The 22,209-nt window shown below is 55.5% G+C and carries 18 protein-coding genes; 12 read left to right on the forward strand and 6 right to left on the reverse strand.

Annotation, left to right across the window (positions count from 1 at the left end; translation table 11 throughout):
* Positions 1-358 precede the first annotated feature (358 nt).
* The 11 genes from rimP to mtr all read left to right on the forward strand — a co-directional run bounded on the left by rimP (position 359) and on the right by mtr (position 13,849).
* Positions 359-811, forward strand: coding sequence for a ribosome maturation factor RimP (rimP, locus tag GTGU_RS21585; protein ID WP_038162392.1), 453 nt, complete (start codon positions 359-361; stop codon positions 809-811).
* A gap of 27 nt (positions 812-838) precedes the next feature.
* On the forward strand, positions 839-2,326 hold the full coding sequence (gene nusA, locus GTGU_RS21590; protein WP_038162395.1) for a transcription termination factor NusA: 1,488 nt from the start codon (positions 839-841) through the stop codon (positions 2,324-2,326).
* 24 nt (positions 2,327-2,350) lie between these two features.
* Entirely contained in the window at positions 2,351-5,035 is a 2,685-nt protein-coding gene (gene infB / locus GTGU_RS21595; protein WP_038162398.1) for a translation initiation factor IF-2, read from the forward strand.
* 219 nt (positions 5,036-5,254) lie between these two features.
* The gene (rbfA, locus tag GTGU_RS21600; protein ID WP_038162401.1) at positions 5,255-5,656 is read left to right on the forward strand and encodes a 30S ribosome-binding factor RbfA; all 402 of its coding nucleotides are present in this window, start codon (positions 5,255-5,257) and stop codon (positions 5,654-5,656) included.
* Entirely contained in the window at positions 5,656-6,600 is a 945-nt protein-coding gene (gene truB, locus GTGU_RS21605; protein ID WP_038162404.1) for a tRNA pseudouridine(55) synthase TruB, read from the forward strand. The genes rbfA and truB overlap by 1 nt, the downstream gene beginning before the upstream one ends.
* Positions 6,601-6,751: 151 nt before the next feature.
* A complete protein-coding gene (gene rpsO / locus GTGU_RS21610; RefSeq protein WP_017457357.1) occupies positions 6,752-7,021 on the forward strand; it encodes a 30S ribosomal protein S15 in 270 nt (89 codons plus the stop codon).
* A gap of 246 nt (positions 7,022-7,267) precedes the next feature.
* Positions 7,268-9,403 (forward strand): polyribonucleotide nucleotidyltransferase, encoded by a 2,136-nt coding sequence (pnp, locus tag GTGU_RS21615; RefSeq protein ID WP_038162731.1) that lies wholly within the window; start codon positions 7,268-7,270, stop codon positions 9,401-9,403.
* A 110-nt stretch (positions 9,404-9,513) separates the two neighbouring features.
* The gene (nlpI, locus tag GTGU_RS21620) at positions 9,514-10,398 is read left to right on the forward strand and encodes a lipoprotein NlpI (RefSeq protein ID WP_038162411.1); all 885 of its coding nucleotides are present in this window, start codon (positions 9,514-9,516) and stop codon (positions 10,396-10,398) included.
* Between the two features lie 104 nt (positions 10,399-10,502).
* Complete coding sequence (gene yrbN / locus GTGU_RS25900; protein WP_124965724.1) at positions 10,503-10,583, forward strand: protein YrbN; 81 nt, start codon at positions 10,503-10,505, stop codon at positions 10,581-10,583.
* A complete protein-coding gene (locus GTGU_RS21625) occupies positions 10,576-12,456 on the forward strand; it encodes a DEAD/DEAH family ATP-dependent RNA helicase (RefSeq protein ID WP_038162413.1) in 1,881 nt (626 codons plus the stop codon). The genes yrbN and GTGU_RS21625 overlap by 8 nt, the downstream gene beginning before the upstream one ends.
* 148 nt (positions 12,457-12,604) lie before the next feature.
* Positions 12,605-13,849: a tryptophan permease gene (mtr, locus tag GTGU_RS21630; RefSeq protein WP_038162733.1), complete on the forward strand. Its 1,245-nt coding sequence runs from the start codon at positions 12,605-12,607 to the stop codon at positions 13,847-13,849.
* 39 nt (positions 13,850-13,888) lie between these two features.
* Here mtr and GTGU_RS21635 read toward each other — a convergent pair whose 3' ends face one another.
* The gene (locus GTGU_RS21635; RefSeq protein ID WP_038162417.1) at positions 13,889-15,391 is read right to left on the reverse strand and encodes a helicase HerA-like C-terminal domain-containing protein; all 1,503 of its coding nucleotides are present in this window, start codon (positions 15,389-15,391) and stop codon (positions 13,889-13,891) included.
* Positions 15,392-15,525: 134 nt separating this feature from the next.
* On the opposite strand from GTGU_RS21635, the gene GTGU_RS21640 reads away from it, so the two are divergent.
* Positions 15,526-17,163, forward strand: coding sequence for a dihydroxyacetone kinase subunit DhaK (locus GTGU_RS21640; RefSeq protein ID WP_038162419.1), 1,638 nt, complete (start codon positions 15,526-15,528; stop codon positions 17,161-17,163).
* 40 nt (positions 17,164-17,203) lie between these two features.
* Here GTGU_RS21640 and GTGU_RS21645 read toward each other — a convergent pair whose 3' ends face one another.
* The 5 genes from GTGU_RS21645 to GTGU_RS21665 are packed head-to-tail and all read right to left on the reverse strand — an operon-like array spanning position 17,204 to position 22,192.
* Positions 17,204-18,523, reverse strand: coding sequence for an ABC transporter substrate-binding protein (locus GTGU_RS21645; protein ID WP_038162422.1), 1,320 nt, complete (start codon positions 18,521-18,523; stop codon positions 17,204-17,206).
* Positions 18,516-19,592, reverse strand: a complete 1,077-nt coding sequence (locus GTGU_RS21650) for an ABC transporter ATP-binding protein (protein WP_038162425.1) — start codon at positions 19,590-19,592, stop codon at positions 18,516-18,518. The genes GTGU_RS21645 and GTGU_RS21650 overlap by 8 nt, the downstream gene beginning before the upstream one ends.
* Positions 19,593-19,597: 5 nt before the next feature.
* On the reverse strand, positions 19,598-20,422 hold the full coding sequence (locus tag GTGU_RS21655) for a phosphodiesterase (RefSeq protein ID WP_038162431.1): 825 nt from the start codon (positions 20,420-20,422) through the stop codon (positions 19,598-19,600).
* Positions 20,423-20,433: 11 nt separating this feature from the next.
* Positions 20,434-21,321 carry a carbohydrate ABC transporter permease gene (locus GTGU_RS21660; RefSeq protein WP_038162475.1) on the reverse strand — a complete coding sequence of 296 codons (888 nt, stop codon included), beginning with the start codon at positions 21,319-21,321 and terminating at the stop codon, positions 20,434-20,436.
* On the reverse strand, positions 21,311-22,192 hold the full coding sequence (locus GTGU_RS21665) for a carbohydrate ABC transporter permease (protein ID WP_038162478.1): 882 nt from the start codon (positions 22,190-22,192) through the stop codon (positions 21,311-21,313). The genes GTGU_RS21660 and GTGU_RS21665 overlap by 11 nt, the downstream gene beginning before the upstream one ends.
* Positions 22,193-22,209: the final 17 nt, after the last annotated feature.

Raw genomic sequence — 22,209 nt, forward strand, 5'->3', positions numbered from 1 at the left:
ATAGGCTATTGAATGATCCCACCCAAAACCTTGGATTGACCTTTCCTAAAGGATGAGTGTACAATTCAATTGATGGCTGTAGAACTATCCGCGAGATCTTCTTGTGTTTCAGTGGGTTATCTTTTGAAGTTTACAGAGGCCCCCGCAACCATTTTCCCACAGAGTTTTTTTTCAAATAGGATGTGAAGACATTGCGCTTCGTAGCTGGATTTGAAAGAAATCTCTCGGAAAATGCTTCCAGACCGCATTTGCGGTTATAGGGTTCAGTTATCTAAAGCCCCGATTTATCGGGGTTTTTTGTTATCTGACTACAGAATAACTGGGCTATACGCCCTTTTTTTATGTCTTGGGGGTGGGTTTGTCCACATTAGAGCAGAAATTAACTGAGATGCTCACTGCGCCAGTTGAAGCCTTAGGATTCGAGCTGGTCGGCATTGAATTCGTTCGCGGTCGCACATCGACGCTGCGCATCTATATTGATAGTGAAGACGGCATCAATGTTGATGATTGCGCTGATGTGAGCCACCAGGTCAGCGCGGTGATGGATGTCGAAGATCCTATCACCGTCGCCTATAACCTGGAGGTGTCTTCCCCAGGCCTCGATCGCCCTCTGTTCACCGCTGAGCACTACACGCGTTTTGTGGGTGAAGAGGCCACGCTGGTCCTGCGTATGGCGGTTCAGAATCGTCGCAAATGGCAGGGCATCATTAAAGCGGTCGACGGTGAGATGATCACGGTAACCGTCGAAGGAAAAGATGAAGTGTTCGCGCTGAGTAACATCCAGAAGGCGAACCTGGTTCCCCACTTTTAACAGTCTGGATTGAGGTGAAAGGCCCCGATGAACAAAGAAATTTTGGCTGTTGTTGAAGCCGTTTCCAACGAAAAAGCGCTGCCGCGTGAGAAGATCTTCGAAGCGCTGGAAAGTGCTCTGGCAACGGCCACCAAGAAAAAATACGAACAGGAAATCGATGTTCGCGTTGAAATCGATCGCAAAAGCGGCGACTTCGATACCTTCCGTCGTTGGTTAGTGGTTGAAGAAGTCACCCAGCCGACCAAAGAAATCACCCTGGAAGCCGCCCGTTTTGAAGACGAAAGCTTCAACGTTGGCGACTATGTTGAAGATCAGATTGAATCGGTGACGTTTGACCGTATCACCACCCAGACCGCTAAACAGGTTATCGTACAGAAAGTGCGTGAAGCTGAGCGCGCGATGGTGGTTGATCAGTTCCGCGAGCACGAAGGCGAAATCATCACTGGTGTGGTGAAGAAAGTGAACCGCGACAACATCTCTTTGGATCTCGGCAGCAACGCTGAAGCTGTTATCCTGCGTGAAGACATGCTGCCGCGCGAAAACTTCCGCCCGGGTGACCGCATTCGCGGCGTTTTGTACGCCGTTCGTCCGGAAGCGCGTGGCGCACAGCTGTTTGTAACTCGCTCCAAACCGGAAATGCTGATTGAGCTGTTCCGCATTGAAGTGCCGGAAATCGGTGAAGAAGTTATCGAAATCAAAGCCGCTGCTCGCGATCCTGGTTCTCGCGCGAAAATCGCTGTGAAAACCAACGACAAGCGTATCGACCCGGTCGGTGCTTGTGTTGGCATGCGCGGCGCGCGCGTACAGGCTGTCTCCACCGAACTGGGTGGTGAGCGCATTGATATCGTACTGTGGGACGACAACCCGGCCCAGTTCGTGATCAACGCCATGGCGCCTGCTGATGTCGCCTCCATTGTGGTCGACGAAGACAAACACACCATGGATATCGCGGTTGAAGCCGGTAACCTGGCGCAGGCCATCGGCCGTAATGGTCAGAACGTGCGTCTGGCTTCACAGCTGAGCGGCTGGGAGCTCAACGTGATGACCGTTGATGACCTGCAGGCGAAACATCAGGCCGAAGCGCATGCCGCTATCGATACCTTCACCAGGTATCTCGATATTGATGAAGATTTTGCCACGGTGCTGGTGGAAGAAGGATTCTCTTCACTGGAAGAACTGGCCTATGTGCCGATCAAAGAGCTGCTGGAAATTGACGGTCTTGATGAACCGACCGTAGAAGCGCTCCGCGAACGCGCGAAAAACGCACTGACCACGCTGGCGCTGGCTCAGGAAGAAAGCCTCGGTGACAACAAACCGGCTGACGATCTGCTGAACCTTGAAGGTCTGGATCGCGCAATGGCATTCAAACTGGCTGCCCGTGGTGTTTGTACGCTGGAAGATCTCGCCGAACAGGGCGTTGATGACCTGGCTGATATCGAAGGGATGACCGACGAGAAGGCTGGTGAACTCATCATGGCCGCCCGCAATATTTGCTGGTTCGGTGACGAAGCGTAATAAACTGTAGCAGGAAGGAACAGCATGACAGATGTAACCGTAAAATCGCTGGCCGCAGAGATTCAGACTTCCGTGGAACGCCTGGTACAGCAATTTGCTGATGCAGGGATCCCGAAGTCCGCTGAAGACTCTGTGACCGCGCAAGAGAAGCAAACTTTATTAACGCACCTGAACCGCGAACATGGTTCAGGCCCGGATAAGTTGACGTTGCAGCGCAAAACGCGTAGCACATTAAGCATTCAGGGTACCGGTGGGAAAAGTAAATCGGTACAGATTGAAGTCCGCAAAAAACGCACCTTTGTAAAACGCGACCCTCAAGAAGCTGAGCGTCTCGCGGCCGAAGAAGAAGCGCAGCGTGAAGCGGAAGAGCAAGCCCGTCGTGAAGCTGAGGAAGCAGCCAAGCGTGAGGCGCAATTAAAAGCTGAACGTGAGGCCGCAGAACAAGCTAAGCGTGATGCCGCAGACAAGGCGAAACGCGAAGTAGCGGAAAAAGACAAAGTGAGCAATCAACAAATCGACGAAAAAACCAAAACCACCCAGGCTGAGAAGGTTCGCCGGGAAAACGAAGCTGCTGAACTGAAGCGTAAAGCGGAAGAAGAAGCGCGTCGTAAACTGGAAGCTGAAGCCCGTCGCGTTGCGGAAGAAGCTCGCCGCATGGCGGAAGAAAATGCTAACACCTGGAATGAACAGGATACCGTGGAAGACGACAAGAGCGACTACCACGTCACCACTTCTCAACATGCGCGCCAGGCTGAAGACGAAAGCGATCGTGAAGTAGAAGGCGGTCGTGGTCGCGGACGTAACGCGAAAGCTGCACGACCGAAAAAAGGCAACAAACACGCGGAATCTAAAGCTGATCGCGAAGAAGCGCGTGCAGCGGTTCGCGGTGGTAAAGGCGGTAAGCGTAAAGGTTCCACTCTGCAGCAGGGCTTCCAGAAGCCAGCGCAGGCGGTGAACCGTGACGTAGTTATCGGCGAAACCATCACTGTTGGCGATCTGGCGAACAAGATGGCGGTTAAAGGTTCTCAGGTCATCAAAGCGATGATGAAACTGGGCGCAATGGCGACCATCAACCAGGTCATCGATCAGGAAACCGCACAGCTGGTTGCCGAAGAGATGGGCCACAAAGTTATCCTGCGTCGTGAAAACGAGCTGGAAGAAGCGGTAATGAGCGACCGTGATACGGGCGCTGCGGCTGAACCGCGCGCACCGGTAGTAACCATCATGGGTCACGTTGACCACGGTAAAACCTCGCTGCTCGACTACATTCGCTCAACGAAAGTGGCATCCGGTGAAGCGGGGGGTATTACCCAGCACATCGGTGCTTATCACGTTGAAACTGAAAATGGCATGATCACATTCCTGGATACCCCGGGCCACGCCGCGTTTACCGCGATGCGTGCACGTGGTGCGCAGGCGACGGATATCGTTGTTCTGGTGGTCGCTGCTGACGACGGCGTGATGCCGCAGACTATCGAAGCTATCCAGCACGCGAAAGCGGCGCAGGTGCCGGTAGTGGTTGCAGTGAACAAAATTGATAAGCCAGAAGCCGATCCGGATCGCGTCAAAAACGAACTGGCTCAGTACGGCATCATCCCTGAAGAGTGGGGCGGCGACTGCCAGTTCGTCCACGTTTCAGCGAAAGCAGGAACCGGTATCGACGATCTGCTGAACGCTATTCTGCTGCAGGCAGAAGTGCTGGAGCTGAAAGCGATCCGTAAAGGCATGGCGAGCGGGGCGGTGATCGAATCCTTCCTGGATAAAGGTCGTGGCCCGGTGGCGACGGTTCTGGTTCGCGAAGGTACGCTGAACAAAGGCGACATCGTACTCTGTGGCTTCGAATATGGCCGTGTTCGTGCAATGCGTGACGAACTGGGTCAGGAAGTGCTTGAAGCGGGTCCGTCTATTCCGGTTGAGATCCTCGGTCTGTCCGGCGTTCCGGCGGCGGGTGATGAAGTGACCGTGGTTCGTGACGAGAAGAAAGCCCGTGAAGTGGCACTGTATCGTCAGGGCAAATTCCGCGAAGTTAAACTGGCGCGTCAGCAGAAATCTAAACTCGAGAACATGTTTGCCAACATGACCGAGGGCGAAGTCCACGAAGTGAACATCGTACTGAAAGCGGACGTTCAGGGTTCTGTGGAAGCGATCACCGACTCACTGCTGAAACTGTCTACTGACGAAGTGAAAGTGAAGATTGTCGGTTCCGGCGTAGGTGGTATCACCGAAACCGACGCGACGCTGGCCGCCGCATCCAACGCCATTCTGGTGGGCTTTAACGTCCGTGCCGATGCTTCTGCTCGCCGCGTGATCGAAGCAGAAAGCCTGGATCTGCGTTACTACTCCGTCATCTATAACCTGATCGACGAAGTAAAAGCGGCGATGAGCGGCATGCTGTCTCCGGAACTGAAACAGCAGATCATCGGTCTGGCTGAAGTGCGTGACGTATTCAAATCACCGAAATTTGGCGCCATCGCAGGTTGTATGGTTACCGAAGGTGTGGTCAAACGTCACAACCCGATCCGTGTTCTGCGTGACAACGTGGTTATCTACGAAGGCGAGCTGGAATCCCTGCGCCGCTTCAAAGATGACGTTAACGAAGTCCGTAATGGTATGGAATGTGGTATCGGCGTGAAGAACTACAACGACGTGCGTACCGGCGATATGATCGAAGTGTTCGAGATTATCGAAATCCAGCGTACGATCGAGTAATCCACGTCGTCTTTTGAGCCGCGGCTGTGTTGGCTGCACTTGTTCACTCCGGTCACATAGTTATCTATGTTCCCGGGGATTCACAAGTTTGCCGCCTTGCCGCAACTCAAAACCCTTAGTGGATTAAAAGGGGGGAGCCGGGTAAGCCCAGCGCCACCCGGCAATGTATTTCAAAAGGGGCTTTTGCCCCTTTTTTGTCTTTAGTCTGGAGAATTTATTATGGCGAAAGAATTTGGTCGCCCGCAGCGTGTGGCGCAGGAGATGCAAAAAGAGATTGCTATCATCCTGCAGCGCGAAATCAAAGACCCGCGTCTGGGTATGATGACCACCGTTTCTGGTGTTGAAATGTCCCGTGACCTGGCCTATGCCAAAGTATTTGTCACCTTCCTGAACGACAAAGATGAAGCCGCCGTCAAAGCAGGCATCAAAGCGTTACAGGAAGCGTCTGGTTTTATCCGTACGCTGCTCGGCAAAGCCATGCGCCTGCGCATCGTGCCTGAGCTGACCTTCTTCTACGATAACTCGCTGGTCGAAGGGATGCGCATGTCAAACCTGGTGACCAACGTGGTGAAGCATGACGAAGAACGTCGTGTGAACCCGGACGACAGCAAGGAGGACTGATGAGTCGTCCTCGTCGTCGTGGTCGTGATGTCCATGGTGTGCTGCTGCTGGACAAACCGCAGGGTGCGTCCAGCAATGATGTTCTGCAAAAGGTAAAGCGGATTTATAACGCCAACCGTGCCGGACATACTGGTGCGCTGGACCCGCTGGCGACCGGCATGCTGCCGATTTGCCTCGGTGAAGCGACCAAGTTTTCGCAGTACCTGCTGGATTCCGATAAGCGTTATCGTGTTATCGCGCGTCTCGGTCAGCGTACCGACACCTCTGATGCGGATGGCGAAATCGTCGAAGAGCGTCCGGTGACGTTTACCGACGCCCAATTGGCTGCGGCGCTGGACAGCTTCCGTGGCGACACGATGCAAGTGCCGTCGATGTATTCCGCGCTTAAGTATCAGGGTAAAAAACTGTACGAATACGCACGTCAGGGGATTGACGTCCCGCGTGAAGCCCGGCCCATCACTGTCTACGAACTGCTGTTTATTCGCCATGAAGGGAATGAGCTGGAGCTGGAAGTTCACTGCTCTAAAGGTACCTACATTCGTACCATCATTGACGATTTAGGCGAAAAGCTCGGCTGCGGCGCGCATGTCATTTTCCTGCGTCGTCTGGCGGTGAGCAAATACCCTGTTGAGCGAATGGTGACGCTTGAGCAGCTTCACGCGTTAGTTGAGCAGGCGCAAGAACAGGAAATCCCCGCCGCGCAGTTGCTGGATCCGTTATTGATGCCGATGGACAGTCCCGCTTCTGATTTCCCGCGGGTGAACATTCCGACGGTTGTCGCCGCTTACTTTAAGCAGGGGCAGCCGGTGCGTGCTTCACAGGCGCCCGTCACGGGTCTGGTCCGCGTGACAGAAGGCGATGACGAAGCGTTTATCGGGATGGGCGAAATCGACGACGAAGGCCGTGTTGCGCCGCGTCGTCTGGTGGTGGAATACCCGCAGTAAAGCGCGCTCATCTTGCGATTACAGGGCGCTGCGAGTAGAATATTGCCGCTTGACGTCTGCACATTTGTTTAACAATTGTCGCTGCGTTAATCTCAGGGTGGCTGAATTAGAGATCGGCACCCTTTATTTCTTTTTAATTCTGGAGTTTAAAATGTCTCTAAGCGTTGAAGCTAAAGCTAAAATCGTTTCCGAGTTCGGTCGTGGTTCTAACGACAGCGGTTCTACCGAAGTTCAGGTTGCTCTGCTGACTGCACAGATCAACCACCTGCAGGGTCACTTTGCAGAGCACAAAAAAGATCACCACAGCCGTCGTGGTCTGCTGCGCATGGTTTCTCAGCGTCGTAAACTGCTCGACTACCTGAAACGTAAAGATGTTGCACGCTACACCGCGCTGATCGAGCGTCTGGGCCTGCGTCGCTAAGTCTGGCGAGTTTCATAAAGAGGGGCCTTCATGGCCCCTTTTTTCAAGCTGATGGCAGCAATTCACTGGAAACTAATGTATTGTTGCTTTAAATGATCTTCATTGCAGAGGTTCGCGCGGCTAATGAGAGGCTTGACCCGGCGCGGGTTAGGATTGTCATTAGTCGCGAGGATGCAAGAGGATCGGGTGCACTGGTCGGCATACCAGCAGGGTGTGCTGTCCCCCAATCAAGTAAAGGATATTATTTTGCTTAATCCGATCGTTCGTAAATTCCAGTACGGTCAACATACCGTAACACTGGAAACCGGCATGATGGCGCGCCAGGCAACGGCCGCTGTGATGGTAAGCATGGATGACACCGCGGTATTCGTCACCGTGGTAGGTCAGAAAAAAGCCAAGCCGGGTCAGGACTTCTTCCCGCTAACCGTTAACTACCAGGAGCGTACTTACGCTGCCGGTAAAATCCCCGGTGGTTTCTTCCGTCGTGAAGGCCGTCCAAGCGAAGGCGAAACGCTGATCGCGCGTCTGATTGACCGCCCGGTTCGCCCGCTGTTCCCGGAAGGTTTCGTTAACGAAGTCCAGGTCATTGCAACCGTGGTTTCCGTTAACCCGCAGGTTAACCCGGATATCGTCGCGATGATCGGTGCTTCTGCGGCACTGTCTCTGTCCGGCATTCCGTTCAATGGCCCTATCGGCGCCGCCCGCGTCGGTTACATCAACGACCAGTACGTGCTGAACCCGACCCAGGAAGAGCTGAAAACCAGCAAACTGGATCTGGTGGTTGCCGGTACCGAAGCCGCTGTGCTGATGGTGGAATCCGAAGCGGAACTGCTGAGCGAAGATCAGATGCTGGGCGCGGTGGTCTATGGCCACGAGCAGCAGCAGATCGTCATTCAGAACATCAACGAGCTGGTCAAAGAAGCGGGCAAACCGCGCTGGGACTGGCAGCCGGAAGCGGCAAACGACGCGCTGAACGCACGCGTTGCTGCACTGGCGGAAGCACGTCTGAGCGATGCTTACCGCATCACCGACAAGCAGGAACGTTACGCGCAGGTTGACGTAATCAAATCTGAAACCATCGATGCGCTGGTGGCAGAAGACGAAACGCTGGATGCTAACGAGCTTGGCGAAATCCTGCACGCTATCGAGAAAAACGTTGTTCGTAGCCGCGTCCTGGCCGGCGAGCCGCGTATCGATGGTCGCGAAAAAGACATGATCCGTGGTCTGGATGTGCGTACTGGCGTGCTGCCGCGTACTCACGGCTCCGCGCTGTTCACCCGTGGTGAAACACAGGCGCTGGTCACCGCGACGCTGGGCACCGCCCGTGATGCGCAGATCATCGACGAACTGATGGGCGAGCGCACTGACAGCTTCCTGTTCCACTACAACTTCCCTCCGTACTCCGTGGGTGAAACCGGCATGGTGGGTTCGCCGAAGCGTCGTGAAATTGGTCACGGTCGTCTGGCGAAACGTGGTGTGCTGGCGGTTATGCCGACCATGGATGAATTCCCGTACACCGTTCGTGTGGTCTCTGAAATCACCGAATCTAACGGCTCTTCTTCTATGGCTTCCGTCTGTGGCGCTTCTCTGGCGCTGATGGACGCGGGTGTGCCGGTGAAAGCAGCTGTTGCGGGTATCGCGATGGGTCTGGTGAAAGAAGGCGACAACTTCGTTGTGCTGTCTGACATTCTGGGTGACGAAGACCACCTGGGTGACATGGACTTCAAAGTGGCGGGTTCCCGCGACGGTATCTCTGCGCTGCAGATGGATATCAAAATTGAAGGCATCACCAAAGAGATCATGCAGGTTGCTCTGAACCAGGCGAAAGGTGCGCGTCTGCACATCCTGAGCGTGATGGAACAGGCGATCAACGCGCCGCGTGGTGACATCTCTGAGTTCGCGCCGCGTATCCACACCATCAAGATCAATCCGGACAAGATCAAAGACGTGATCGGTAAAGGCGGCTCTGTGATCCGCGCGCTGACTGACGAAACCGGCACCACCATCGAAATCGATGATGATGGCACCGTGAAGATCGCAGCGACCGACGGCGACAAAGCAAAACACGCTATCCGTCGTATCGAAGAGATCACTGCTGAGATCGAAGTAGGCCGTGTCTACAATGGTAAAGTGACCCGTATCGTCGACTTTGGCGCGTTCGTTGCCATCGGTGGCGGTAAAGAAGGTCTGGTACATATCTCTCAGATCGCTGACAAGCGCGTAGAGAAAGTGACCGACTACCTGCAGATGGGTCAGGAAGTACCAGTGAAAGTGCTGGAAGTTGACCGTCAGGGCCGTATCCGTCTGAGCATTAAAGAAGCGACCGAGCAGTCTCAGCCTGTCGCCGCGCCGGAAGCACCGGCTGCGGAACAGGGCGAGTAAGGTTGCCATTTGCCCTCCGCGAAAGCGGAGGGCGTATTGACCCGGCAGGATGCCTGATTTGCAACCGGGGAACAGGACGTTCATCCAATAGTTGTCTTCGGGAGTGGGAAATGAAGCCTTTTTTGCGCTGGTGTTTCGTTGCGACAGCACTCACCCTGGCAGGATGCAGCAACTCTGCCTGGCGTAAGAGTGAAGTCCTCGCGGTACCATTGCAACCGACTTTGCAGCAAGAAGTGATTCTGGCACGCATGGAACAAATTCTTGCCAGTCGGGCTTTAACCGATGACGAACGCGCACAGCTTTTATATGAGCGCGGAGTGTTGTATGATAGTCTCGGTCTGAGGGCTCTGGCGCGAAATGATTTTTCACAAGCGCTGGCAATCCGACCGGATATGCCTGAAGTATTCAATTACTTAGGCATTTATTTAACGCAGGCAGGCAATTTTGATGCTGCCTATGAAGCGTTTGATTCTGTACTTGAGCTTGATCCAACTTACAATTATGCGCATTTAAATCGCGGCATCGCACTGTATTACGGCGGTCGCATTAAGTTAGCGCAAGATGATCTGCTGGCGTTTTATCAAGACGATCCCAATGATCCTTTCCGAAGCCTGTGGCTTTATGTCGTTGAGCGTAAACTCGACGAAAAGCAGGCGCGCGAAGCACTGAAACAGCGCTTTGATAAATCGGATAAAGAGCAATGGGGATGGAACATTGTCGAGTTCTACCTCGGTGACATTAGCGAACAAACGCTAATGGAAAGACTGAAGGCGGACGCAACGGATAACACCTCGCTCGCTGAGCATCTCAGTGAAACCAACTTCTATTTAGGTAAGTATTACCTAAGTCTGGGGGACATGGACAGCGCTACGGCACTGTTCAAACTGGCGGTGGCTAACAACGTTCATAACTTTGTTGAGCACCGATACGCATTGTTGGAATTATCGCTCCTGGGCCAGGAGCAAGATGACCTGGCAGAATCGGACCAGCAATAGCTGACGAACACATCAGCCCAAAGTCTTTTGATTGCCATCACCTTCGCGGGTGAGGGCTTTATTGTTCGTTAATTCAACTAATTTGAGCCGGTTCACACTTTTCAATGAAAATTGCCGTAAGTTTTCACGATGAGTTATGTAGACTGGCCGCCATTCATATTGAGGCACACGTACTACATGGCTGAATTCGAAACCACTTTTGCAGATCTGGGTCTTAAGGCTCCTATCCTCGAAGCACTCAACGATCTGGGTTACGAAAAACCATCCCCGATCCAGGCGGAATGTATTCCACACCTGTTGGGCGGTCGCGATGTTCTGGGTATGGCCCAGACCGGTAGCGGCAAAACTGCAGCGTTCTCTTTGCCGCTGCTTAACAATCTTGATCCGGAACTGAAAGCACCGCAAATCCTGGTGCTGGCACCGACCCGCGAACTCGCGGTGCAGGTAGCTGAAGCAATGACGGATTTCTCTAAACATATGCGCGGCGTAAACGTAGTAGCCCTGTACGGCGGCCAGCGTTATGACGTGCAGTTACGCGCCCTGCGTCAGGGACCGCAGATTGTCGTCGGTACGCCGGGTCGTCTGCTGGATCACCTGAAACGCGGCACCCTGGATCTCTCTAAACTGAGCGGTCTGGTACTGGATGAAGCTGACGAAATGCTGCGCATGGGCTTCATCGAAGACGTAGAAACCATTATGGCGGAGATCCCGGAAGGTCATCAGACTGCCCTGTTCTCCGCAACGATGCCGGAAGCGATCCGTCGCATTACCCGCCGCTTCATGAAAGAGCCGCAGGAAGTGCGTATTCAGTCCAGCGTCACTACCCGTCCTGACATCAGCCAGAGCTACTGGACTGTCTGGGGTATGCGTAAAAACGAAGCGCTGGTGCGTTTCCTGGAAGCGGAAGACTTTGATGCGGCGATTATCTTCGTTCGCACCAAAAACGCGACCCTGGAAGTGGCCGAAGCCCTTGAGCGTAGCGGCTACAACAGCGCGGCGCTGAACGGTGACATGAACCAGTCCCTGCGTGAGCAAACCCTGGATCGTCTGAAAGATGGTCGTCTGGATATCCTGATCGCGACAGACGTTGCGGCCCGTGGCCTGGACGTTGAGCGTATCAGCCTGGTGGTTAACTACGATATCCCGATGGATACCGAATCTTACGTTCACCGTATCGGCCGTACCGGTCGTGCGGGTCGTGCTGGCCGCGCGCTGCTGTTCGTTGAGAACCGTGAGCGTCGTCTGCTGCGCAACATCGAACGTCTGATGAAGCTGACCATTCCGGAAGTGGAACTGCCGAACGCAGAACTGCTGGGCAAACGCCGTCTGGAAAAATTCGCCGCGAAAGTTCAGCAGCAGCTGGAAAGCAGCGATCTGGACCAGTACCGTAACCTGCTCGGCAAACTGCAGCCGGAAGGTCAGGAACTGGATATGGAAACGCTGGCCGCTGCACTGCTGAAAATGGCGCAGGGTGAACGTCCGCTGATCCTGCCGCCAGACGCGCCGATGCGTCCGAAGCGTGAGTTCCGTGACCGTGACGATCGCTTTGAGCGTCGTGGCGACCGTAATGACCGTGGTCCGCGTGAAGATCGTCCGCGTCGCGAGCGTCGTGATGTGGGTGACATGGAACTGTACCGCATTGAAGTGGGCCGTGATGATGGTGTTGAAGTGCGTCATATCGTGGGCGCTATCGCCAACGAAGGCGACATCAGCAGCCGTTACATTGGCAACATTAAGCTGTTTGCGTCTCACTCTACCATCGAGCTGCCGAAAGGCATGCCGGGTGAAGTGCTGCAGCACTTTACGCGTACCCGTATCCTGAACAAGCCGATGAACATGCAGCTGTTGGGCGATGCGCAGCCGCGTCCTGACCGTGGCGGTGAACGTCGTGGCGGTGGTCGTGGTTTCGGTGGCGAGCGTCGTGAAGGCGGTCGTGGTGAAGGTCGTCGCTTCTCTGGCGAACGTCGCGAAGGCGGCCGTAGCTTTGGTGGTGAGCGCCGCGAAGGTCGCGCCCCGCGCCGTGATGACAACGGCAGCAGCCGTCGTCGTGACGCGTAATTACCGCGTAAAAAACTACGTTCACTTACGTAAAGTAAAATATACAGCCTCGATCCCTGTGATTGGGGCTTTTTTTATTCCATTTGTACTCGTGTACTGGTACAGTGCATCACGTTATCAGATCACCGTTTTTCTGGAGAAGGCTCGCATGGCGACACTCACTACCACAGCAACCCGACCGTCACTGTTTGGCGGCGTGGTCATCATCGGCGGAACGATTATCGGGGCAGGGATGTTCTCATTACCTGTTGTGATGTCCGGTGCGTGGTTTTTCTGGTCGCTGGCGGCGCTGCTTTTCACCTGGTTCTGTATGCTGCACTCGGGGCTGATGATCCTCGAGGCCAACCTCAACTACCGCATCGGCTCCAGCTTCGATACCATCACTAAAGATCTGCTCGGCAAGGGCTGGAACGTGGTGAACGGGATCTCGATTGCGTTCGTGCTTTATATTCTGACCTACGCCTATATCTCGGCGAGCGGTTCGATTTTACACCATACCTTTAGCGAGCTGTCACTGAACGTACCGGCACGGGCCGCAGGTTTCGGCTTTGCTTTGCTGGTGGCGTTTATCGTCTGGATGAGTACCAAAGCGGTCAGCCGTATGACGGCGATTGTGCTGGGCGCGAAGGTCATTACCTTCTTCCTCACATTTGGCAGTCTGCTGGGTCATGTACAACCTGCGACGCTGCTGAATGTGGCGGAACCGAATACCTCGTACATGCCTTATCTGCTGATGACGCTGCCGTTCTGTCTGGCATCGTTTGGCTATCACGGCAACGTGCCGAGCCTGATGAAGTATTACGGCAAAGATCCCCGCACCATTACCCGCTGCCTGATTTACGGCACCCTGCTGGCGCTGGGTCTGTACGTGATCTGGTTGCTGGGCACCATGGGCAACATTCCTCGCCCGGAATTTATTGGCATTGCGCAGAAGGGCGGCAACATTGATGTGCTGGTGCAGGCGCTGAGCGGTGTACTGAACAGCCGTAGCCTTGATGTGCTGCTGGTGGTGTTCTCCAACTTTGCGGTGGCGAGCTCATTCCTCGGCGTGACACTGGGGCTATTTGATTACCTGGCGGATCTGTTTGGTTTCGATGATTCCGCAATGGGGCGTTTCAAAACTGCGCTGCTGACTTTCCTGCCGCCGGTAGCTGGCGGTCTGTTGTGGCCGAACGGTTTCCTGTACGCCATTGGCTATGCAGGGCTGGCGGCAACGATCTGGGCGGCGATTGTTCCGGCGCTGCTGGCGAACGCGTCGCGTAAACGCTTCGGCAGCCCGCAGTTCCGCGTCTGGGGCGGCAAGCCAATGATTGTGCTGATCCTGCTGTTCGGTGTCGGTAACGCCGCGGTGCATCTGCTGTCGAGCTTTAATCTGCTGCCGGTCTATCAGTAACCGAAATCGCGCTCCCCGCCGGGGAGCGCGGTGTTAATACTACCGACGTCTTCCGCCTAATAAACTTCCCAGCACGCCACGCACAATCTGGTTCGTCACCTGACGCGCTGCGCTTTTCGCCATGGTTTGCACCACGCCGTCTCGCTTGCCGCCACGTGGACCGGTAGTCCCGAAGAGAATATCCTTCAGACCGCCGAGAATGCCGTCATCAACTTCCACGTTATTCCCCTTAGCCGGCGGCGCGCTTTGCGCTTCTGTCGCTACCTGAACACTTTTTTGCAGCATCTCAAAGGCGGATTCACGATCAACGTCATCTTCATACTTACCGTACATCGGTGAATTGTTGATAAGCCCGTTACGCTCGTCGTCCGTCACTGGCCCCATTCGTGAGCACGGGGCGATTACCATCGCGCGTTCGACCACCGATGGACTGCCTTTTTCGTCAAGGAAGGAGATCAGCGCTTCACCAGTGCCCAGCTCCTGGATGGCTTTCTCAGTATCAAAGGCCGGGTTGGCGCGCATGGTCTCTGCCGCCGCTTTGACGGCTTTCTGATCTTTTGGTGTAAAGGCGCGCAGCGCATGCTGAACGCGGTTACCCAGTTGCCCGAGTACCTTGTCCGGGACGTCGGACGGGTTTTGTGACACAAAGTACACGCCGACCCCTTTTGAACGGATCAGGCGGATCACCTGCTCGACTTTATCCAGCAGGACGTCAGGTGCGTCGCTGAACAGCAGATGGGCTTCATCGAAGAAGAACACCAGTTTCGGTTTTTCGAGATCGCCCGCTTCCGGCAGTTGTTCGTACAGTTCGGAGAGCATCCACAGCAGACTGGCAGCGTAGAGTTTAGGCATCTGGTAGAGCTTTTCCGCACTGAGGATGTTGATGATCCCTTTGCCATTGCTGTCGGTGCGCATCCAGTCTTTGATGTCGAGCATCGGCTCGCCGAAGAAATGTTCCGCACCCTGTTGCTCCAGCGTCAGCAGCCCACGCTGAATAGCGCCCACCGATGCGCTGCTGATATTGCCGTACTGGTTCTGGAAGCCTTTGGCGTTATCGCCGATGTACTGCGTAATGGCGCGCAGATCTTTAAAATCAAGCAGCAGCAGGCCCTGGTCATCGGCAATCTGAAAAATAATGTTCAGCACGCCGGACTGCACTTCATTAAGGTTCAGCAGGCGGGCGAGCAGCAACGGCCCAAGGTCAGACACCGTGGCACGTACCGGGTGGCCTTTTTCGCCGAAGATATCCCACAGCACCACCGGATTATCATGAGACTCCCAGTCAGTGGCACCGATCTTTTTTAGTCGCTCCTGCAACTTCTCTGACGATTGTCCCTCTCTGGCGACGCCGGTCAGGTCGCCTTTGACGTCGGCCATAAAGACCGGAACGCCAATCTCCGAAAAAGATTCCGCCAGTTTCTGCAGAGTGACAGTTTTGCCTGTCCCCGTCGCACCGGTAATCAGCCCATGCCGGTTCGCCATGCCTGGCAACAAAAACAGCTCTTTATCGATGGTACGCGCTATTAACAAGGGTGCGCTCATGATTCTTCCTCCGTTGGTCCTGCGAGCAGTATAGGCAACCTGACGTCAAAGCGACTCAGTAAATTCTGCACTTTGCGGCGTATTATCCAGTGCGAACTATGCTTTGCATACGGTTTACTTTTTTTTGGGAAATTATGTCCAGATTCTTTTTTAATGACCGCAAACAGCTGGTTAATGATGCCATTGAAGGTTTAGTGTTGTCTGCGCCGCATGGCAATCTTGTGACGCTGGATATCGATCCGGCGATTCGTATCGTCGCGCGTGGCGACTGGGATAAATCCCGCGTGGCGGTGATTTCTGGTGGCGGCTCGGGACACGAGCCTGCGCATGCCGGGTTCGTCGGCAAGGGGATGCTGACCGCCGCGGTGTGTGGCGATCTCTTTGCTTCGCCGAGCGTCGATGCGGTGCTGAACGCCATTGTGGCGGTAACTGGTGATCGCGGCTGCCTGTTGATTGTAAAAAACTATACCGGCGATCGCCTTAACTTTGGCCTCGCGGCAGAGAAAGCGAAACGCTACGGCCTGAAGGTGGAAATGGTGATTGTCGCGGACGACATCGCGCTGCCGGATAACAAACAACCGCGCGGTATTGCCGGCACGGCGCTGGTGCACAAAATTGCCGGGTATGCTGCCGAACAGGGGAAATCGTTGTGCGAAGTACGCGACATCGCTCAGAAGGCGTGCGACAGCGTGTTCAGCCTCGGTGTGGCGATGGAAACCTGCAATCTGCCGGGCAGCGACGATGACGAAAGCCGTATCAAACACGGTCAGGTTGAACTGGGGCTGGGGATCCACGGCGAACCGGGTGCCTCTGTCGTCGACAGCCACAATAGCAAAACGATCATTGATACGCTGGTGGCGCCGCTGAAAGAGAAAGTGGGTGATGCACGCGTCGCGGTGCTGATTAACAACCTCGGCGGCGTGTCGGCGCTGGAGATGGCGCTGCTGACGAAAGAGCTGGCGCACTCGGCGCTGAAAGATCAACTCGCGTACCTGGTTGGCCCGGCGCCGCTGGTGAGCTCGCTCGATATGAAAGGCTTTTCGCTGTCTCTGCTGACGTTAAATCCTGTCTTTGAAGCGGCATTGAAAGAAGAAGTTGAGACCGTCGGCTGGCAGAAACCTGTTGCCTTCGCGCCGTTGAAAACGCTGAAGCATGGAAAAATTCATGACAGCGTGGAAGTGACACCGTCTGACAACCCGCGGGTGAAAGCGCTGGTGGCGACAGCAACGCAAACGCTGATCAATCTTGAAAACCGGCTGAACGCGCTCGATGCGAAAGTCGGCGACGGCGATACCGGCTCCACCTTTGCTGAAGGCGCGCGTGAAATTGCGCAGTTGCTGGCGCAGAACAAACTGCCGCTCAACAACACCGCACAATTGCTCCAGCTGACCGGCGAGCGGCTGGCAACGGTAATGGGCGGCTCCAGCGGCGTGCTGATGTCTATCTTTTTCACGGCGGCGGGGCAATCCGTACAGAATGGCAAAGCATTACCGGACGCGCTGCTGAACGGTCTGAAGCAAATGAAACACTACGGTGGCGCGGATCTCGGTGATCGCACGTTGATCGACGCGCTCCAGCCTGCGCTGGAAGCATTGCGCGACAGTGATCTCAGCGCGGCTATCACCGCGGCGAAGCAGGGCGCTGCGCGTACGGCGACAATGCAAAAAGCAGGTGCCGGACGTTCGTCCTACGTGAATAAACAGAATCTCGACGGCGTAACCGACCCGGGAGCAGTGGCGATTGCGGAGGTGTTTGCAGCGATCGGGCAATAACATTCTGGCGCCTTCACACAGTATGAAGGCGCCAGTAGTATTACTTCACTTCCGCCAGCGCGGTTTTCTCAACGTATGGTTTCATCAGCGTGTCGGCTTCCTGCTGCGCGGCTTTCGCGGCCGCTTCCGGCGTTACCTTCTGGTCGTTAACCACAGCGGCCAGCTGGTTTTCCATCGCCTTACGTACCGCCACCGTTTCATAAGTGGAGTACCACGGATGCGCGTATTTCAGCTGTTCCAGCGCGATTGCCGCGCGCGGATCTTTTTGCAGATACGCTTTCATCTCCGGCGTATCGTAAGACGCTTTGCGCGGTGAGAAGTAGCCGGTAAAGCGGCTCCACTCGCCGTTAACCTGCGGGCTGATAAGCCAGGTCAGGAACTGATATGCGGCTTTTTTCTGCGCGTCGGAAATGCCTTTAAAACTGACCAGGCTGGCGCCGCCAATCGGCACCGCACGCTGTTCTTTGGCAGGTAACATCGCCACGCCCAGCTCGAAGTCTTTAGCGTTTTCGCGCATAAAGCCCAGTGCGCCGGTGCTCAGCATCGCCATACCGACTTTGCCGGAGAAGAACGCGGCGCTGATCTGCTTCGAGTTCAGCACGCCGGACGGCATCACTTTGTCTTTGTAGATCAAATCCTGCCAGAAGCGCAGCGCGCCAGTGGTGGACGGGGCGTCGTAATAGACTTCGCCAGGGTAGTCTTCGTTGAAGTACTTACCGCCGTTGGCGCGAACCAGCGAAGAGAAGATCCAGCCGCCGTAGTCGTCATTCGTTGAAGGCAGCATGATCCCCCACTGGCCTTTGCTTTCGTCGGTCAGTTTTTTGGCGGCGGCCAGCAGTTCCGTCCAGGTTTGCGGCTCTTTGAGACCGGCCTGGTTGAACAGGGTTTTGTTGTAATAGAGGATCGGCGTTGAGTTGTGGAACGGGATGGCGTAGGTCACTCCCATCACCTGCGCGTTTTTATGCATCGCCGGAAAGAACTCGTTCAGCAGGAAAGGGCCGGCTTTTTGATTACCGAATTTGAACAGTTCGTCCATCGGTAAAATTTCGTCTTTCAGCGCCAGGTCGGTAGTAAAGTTGGCGGACATGATCACCAGCGCGGGTGGTTGCCCGGCCTTTTGGGCGGATTCCGCTTTGATCTTTGTGGTGTCGTAGTTACCAGTGAAAATGCCGCGGACTTCCACATCCTGCTGCGAGTCGTTGAAGACTTTAATGACGCGGGTCATCTCCTTCGTCAGTTGACCGTCGACCGGTGCCGGGAACATAAAATCGATCTGTTCTTTAGCCAGCACCGTACCGCTAAAGGCGAGTACAACGCTGACGGTGAGCGCCTGCAACTTCTGTTTCAGGGGCTTAAGCATGATGGTCAATCTCCTGGAGTAAGTTGTGCTGTTTCTCAGCATGAAAAAAATGAATATCCGACGGCGAAAAGCCGAGGGTAAGAGTATCTCCCTTATCGGGCACCACCCCGCGATGGCGGCGGCTGTAGCGCAATGTCCCGACAGGGGTGCTGACGTGGAGCAGGTAATCGGCTCCCATCAGTTCTCGTTGCATCACCGTCGCGGGCAGAACAAGCTGGTCGTCCGTCGGGTGATCGGTAATGTGTTCCGGGCGTATGCCCAGCCAGACGCGCGTCTCCTCGCGGGAGAGTGGCGGCAGCGGGTACGTCACTTCGCCGAGTTGCACCTGACCTTCCGCACAAGGCAGCAGCACCAGGTTCATCGCCGGGGAGCCGATAAACCCGGCCACGAAGAGATTCGCCGGGCTGGCGTAGAGATGTTCCGGTTTGCCCACCTGTTGCACGTAACCGTTGTTCATCACCACGATGCGGTCAGCCATCGACATCGCTTCGGTTTGATCGTGGGTCACGTAGATGGTGCTGGTTTTGAGCTGCTGATGCAGCGCCATAATGCTGTCGCGCACTTCACTGCGCAGACGTGCATCGAGGTTGGAGAGCGGTTCGTCCATCAGGAACAACCGTGGATTGCGCACAATCGCCCGTGCCATCGCCACGCGCTGACGCTGGCCGCCGGAGAGCTTCGCCGGTTTGCGATCGAGCAGTTCCTCCAGTTGCAGCATCTGCGCGACCCGCTCAAGGCGCGGCTGCCAGCTGGCTTTCTCCTCATTGCGGATCTTCATGCCGAAGGTGATGTTGTCGCGCACCGACAGATGCGGAAACAGGGCGTAGTTCTGGAAAATCATCGCGAAGTTGCGTTCGCGCGGCGACAGCGACGTGATGTTCTCGTCGTTCAGCCAGATTTCACCGTCGCTCACTGCTTCCAGCCCGGCGAGCAGGCGCAGCAGCGTGCTTTTACCGCAGCCGGACGGCCCGACCAGCACCACAAATTCCCCTTCGCCGATATCCAGCGACAGCGCATTCAGTGCCGGTTTGCCGTCGAATTCCTTACTGATATTGTTCAGGCTCAACATGGCGATTAACGCTCTTGCGTCGGGCAACTGGTATTTTCGTCATACAGCCATGGCCCGGCGTAGTGTGCCAGCGAGTGCTGATAACTGACCCACTGTTCGCCCACCTGGCGGTGCATCACACACGACGGCGGCGACATGTCGTAATACGGGCGCGTATCTTCATGATGGAACGGCACCTGATGGACAGTGGCAGGCACGGTGGCGATCATCGCCTGACGATATTGCGTCATAGTCAGGTTATGGTTATGACCACAGAATATGCGCACCAGCGACGGAAAACGCTCCACCAGTGCCAGCAGACGATGACCGTTTTCGCAGAAGATAGGGTCCATCTGGGCGTTACCCAGCGGCAGCGGTGGGTGATGCATAAACACGGCGGCAGGTTTGTCGCCGCCTTCAAACAGTTGCGCTTCCAGCCATTCGAGGGTCTCTTCCGTCAGCCAGCCTTTGGAATGGCCCGGCAGGCTGGAATCGATAAACAACAGGCGGGTGGCGAAGTCATCCACTACGTAGCGCATGTTCTGCGGATCGTTGCCCAGTTGCGGGCACAGCGGTTGCAGATATTCCAGGAACAGGGCTTTGTCATCATGATTGCCGGGGATCAGCAGCAGCGGGTAATGCAGTGCGCCGAGCGTCTGGCGGGCGACAAGGTACTCTTCCGGGCGACCGCAGTTGACGATATCACCGCTGACGACGACCGCGTCCGGGCGTTCGCGCAGGGCGTTAAGCTGCGCCACCACATCGGCATTACCGGCGTTGACGTCGATAAAACCATACAATTTCTGACCCTGGCTACGGAAATGGGTATCGGAAATATGCGCTAACAGCATGAAATAACTCCTTATTTTATGCCTGAAAAACCGAAGCTTCGCAGGAACTGTTTCTGAAATGCGATAAAAGCGATCATCAATGGCAGACAGACCATCAGCGTCCCGGCGCCGATCATTCCCCACTGACCGCCGGATTCCGCGCCCATGGCGAAGGAAACCAGTCCGACGGTTAACACCTGTTTGTCCGGGTCGTTGAGCATCATCAACGGCCACAAATATTCATTCCAGTGATAGGTAATGCTCACGGTGGCGAAGGCCAGCACCGACGGCCACGACATCGGCAGCAGCACGCGATACAGCACCTGCCACCAGCGGCATCCCTCCATCAGCGCCGCCTCTTCCAGCTCTTTCGGAATGGCGAGGAATGCCTGACGCATCAGGAACACGCCAAACGCCGATGCGAAATAGGGCATCATCACGCCGGTCAGCGTATTGAGCAGCCCGATGGTTTTCAGCGTCATCATGTTCGGTACCATCATCACCACCGGCATGATCATCAGTTGCACGAGAAACAGCAGGAACAGCGTCTGCTTGCCGCGAAACTCATGGCAGGCAAAGACGTACCCGGCAGTGGTGATGGTCAGTAACTGCACGGCAAAGGTGCCGAACGCGAAGATAAGGGTGTTGGCGTACAGGCTCAGCCAGTTCGCGCTGTCCCAGGCGTCGCGGAAGTTGTCGAATGTCAGCGGGAAACGCGGCAGCACCGAGGCCATTCCCTCGCCAAACGTACTGGCGCTGAAGGCCGACGACAGCATCCACAGGAACGGGCTAATCCACAGCAGCGCCATGCAGCTCATCAGCACGCTGAGGGTGACGGTTTTTGAACGGCGCAGACGCAACCACAGCGGGCGCGAGGCGTTTTGCGTAGGAGGGATGACCGGCGAGATCTCAACGCTCATGGTGCGCACCTCGTTCCAGTAATTTCAGGTTAATGAAAGAGAAAGCGAACAGCCCGGCCAGCGTCAGGAAAGTGGCAGCGGAGGCTTTGCCGAGATCGTGGGTATCCCACGCCAGATTCTGGATGTAATAGAGCAGCACGCTGGTGGCGTTGTCCGGCCCGCCGCGCGTCATCACCGCGACGTGGTCAATCTGCGTAATGGAGTAGATGAGCGCCGTCGTAACCACAAAGCTCAGCGTCGGGCGCAGCAGCGGTAGCGTCACCTTGAATAAGATCTGCGTCGGCGTGGCGCCTTCCATCATCGCCGCTTCGCGCGCCGAAACCGGAATGCTCTGCAACCCGGCGAGGAAAAACAGCATGTAATAGCCGGCGAATTTCCACACGCCGATCAGTGCCAGCGCGTACAGGGCGCTGTTGCTGCGACCGAGCCAGTTGTTGTTCATCGGCCCGAACAGCTTCGCCAGATAGTAATCCAGCATCCCCATGCCCGGCATAAAGATGAACAGCCACAGCGCCGCAGCGCTGACCATCGGAATAATCATCGGAAAGAAGAAGGCGGTGCGCAGCCAGCGGTTAACGCGGTGGTTTTCCCACAGCGCGACGGCCAGCAACAACGCCAGCGCCACACCGGGCACCACCGTCAGCAGGATATAAATCAGGTTGTTGACCAACGACTGCCAGAAGACGGCGTCTTCAAACAGACGGATGAAATTGCCCATGCCGACGTACGACGCCGTTTCGCCCGCCATGCGGGTATCGAACAGGCTGTCGTAGACCGAACGCACCAGCGGAAAGTAAGTAAACAGCAGTAAAAACAGCAGGGAAGGCGACAGGATAAGCCAGGGAAGCCAGGTTTTTTTCGTCATCATCATCGGGCTCGCTAAGGCGT

This window comes from Trabulsiella guamensis ATCC 49490, from assembly GCF_000734965.1.
Classification (GTDB): domain Bacteria; phylum Pseudomonadota; class Gammaproteobacteria; order Enterobacterales; family Enterobacteriaceae; genus Trabulsiella; species Trabulsiella guamensis.

Coding starts and splice junctions, on each gene's coding strand:
- nusA (WP_038162395.1), top strand. CDS start 839: ATGAACAAAGAAATTTTGGCTGTTGTTGAAGCCGTTTCCAACGAAAAA.
- infB (WP_038162398.1), top strand. CDS start 2,351: ATGACAGATGTAACCGTAAAATCGCTGGCCGCAGAGATTCAGACTTCC.
- rbfA (WP_038162401.1), top strand. CDS start 5,255: ATGGCGAAAGAATTTGGTCGCCCGCAGCGTGTGGCGCAGGAGATGCAA.
- truB (WP_038162404.1), top strand. CDS start 5,656: ATGAGTCGTCCTCGTCGTCGTGGTCGTGATGTCCATGGTGTGCTGCTG.
- rpsO (WP_017457357.1), top strand. CDS start 6,752: ATGTCTCTAAGCGTTGAAGCTAAAGCTAAAATCGTTTCCGAGTTCGGT.
- nlpI (WP_038162411.1), top strand. CDS start 9,514: ATGAAGCCTTTTTTGCGCTGGTGTTTCGTTGCGACAGCACTCACCCTG.
- yrbN (WP_124965724.1), top strand. CDS start 10,503: ATGAAAATTGCCGTAAGTTTTCACGATGAGTTATGTAGACTGGCCGCC.
- GTGU_RS21625 (WP_038162413.1), top strand. CDS start 10,576: ATGGCTGAATTCGAAACCACTTTTGCAGATCTGGGTCTTAAGGCTCCT.
- mtr (WP_038162733.1), top strand. CDS start 12,605: ATGGCGACACTCACTACCACAGCAACCCGACCGTCACTGTTTGGCGGC.
- GTGU_RS21635 (WP_038162417.1), bottom strand. CDS start 15,391: ATGAGCGCACCCTTGTTAATAGCGCGTACCATCGATAAAGAGCTGTTT.
- GTGU_RS21640 (WP_038162419.1), top strand. CDS start 15,526: ATGTCCAGATTCTTTTTTAATGACCGCAAACAGCTGGTTAATGATGCC.
- GTGU_RS21645 (WP_038162422.1), bottom strand. CDS start 18,523: ATGCTTAAGCCCCTGAAACAGAAGTTGCAGGCGCTCACCGTCAGCGTT.
- GTGU_RS21650 (WP_038162425.1), bottom strand. CDS start 19,592: ATGTTGAGCCTGAACAATATCAGTAAGGAATTCGACGGCAAACCGGCA.
- GTGU_RS21655 (WP_038162431.1), bottom strand. CDS start 20,422: ATGCTGTTAGCGCATATTTCCGATACCCATTTCCGTAGCCAGGGTCAG.
- GTGU_RS21660 (WP_038162475.1), bottom strand. CDS start 21,321: ATGAGCGTTGAGATCTCGCCGGTCATCCCTCCTACGCAAAACGCCTCG.
- GTGU_RS21665 (WP_038162478.1), bottom strand. CDS start 22,192: ATGATGATGACGAAAAAAACCTGGCTTCCCTGGCTTATCCTGTCGCCT.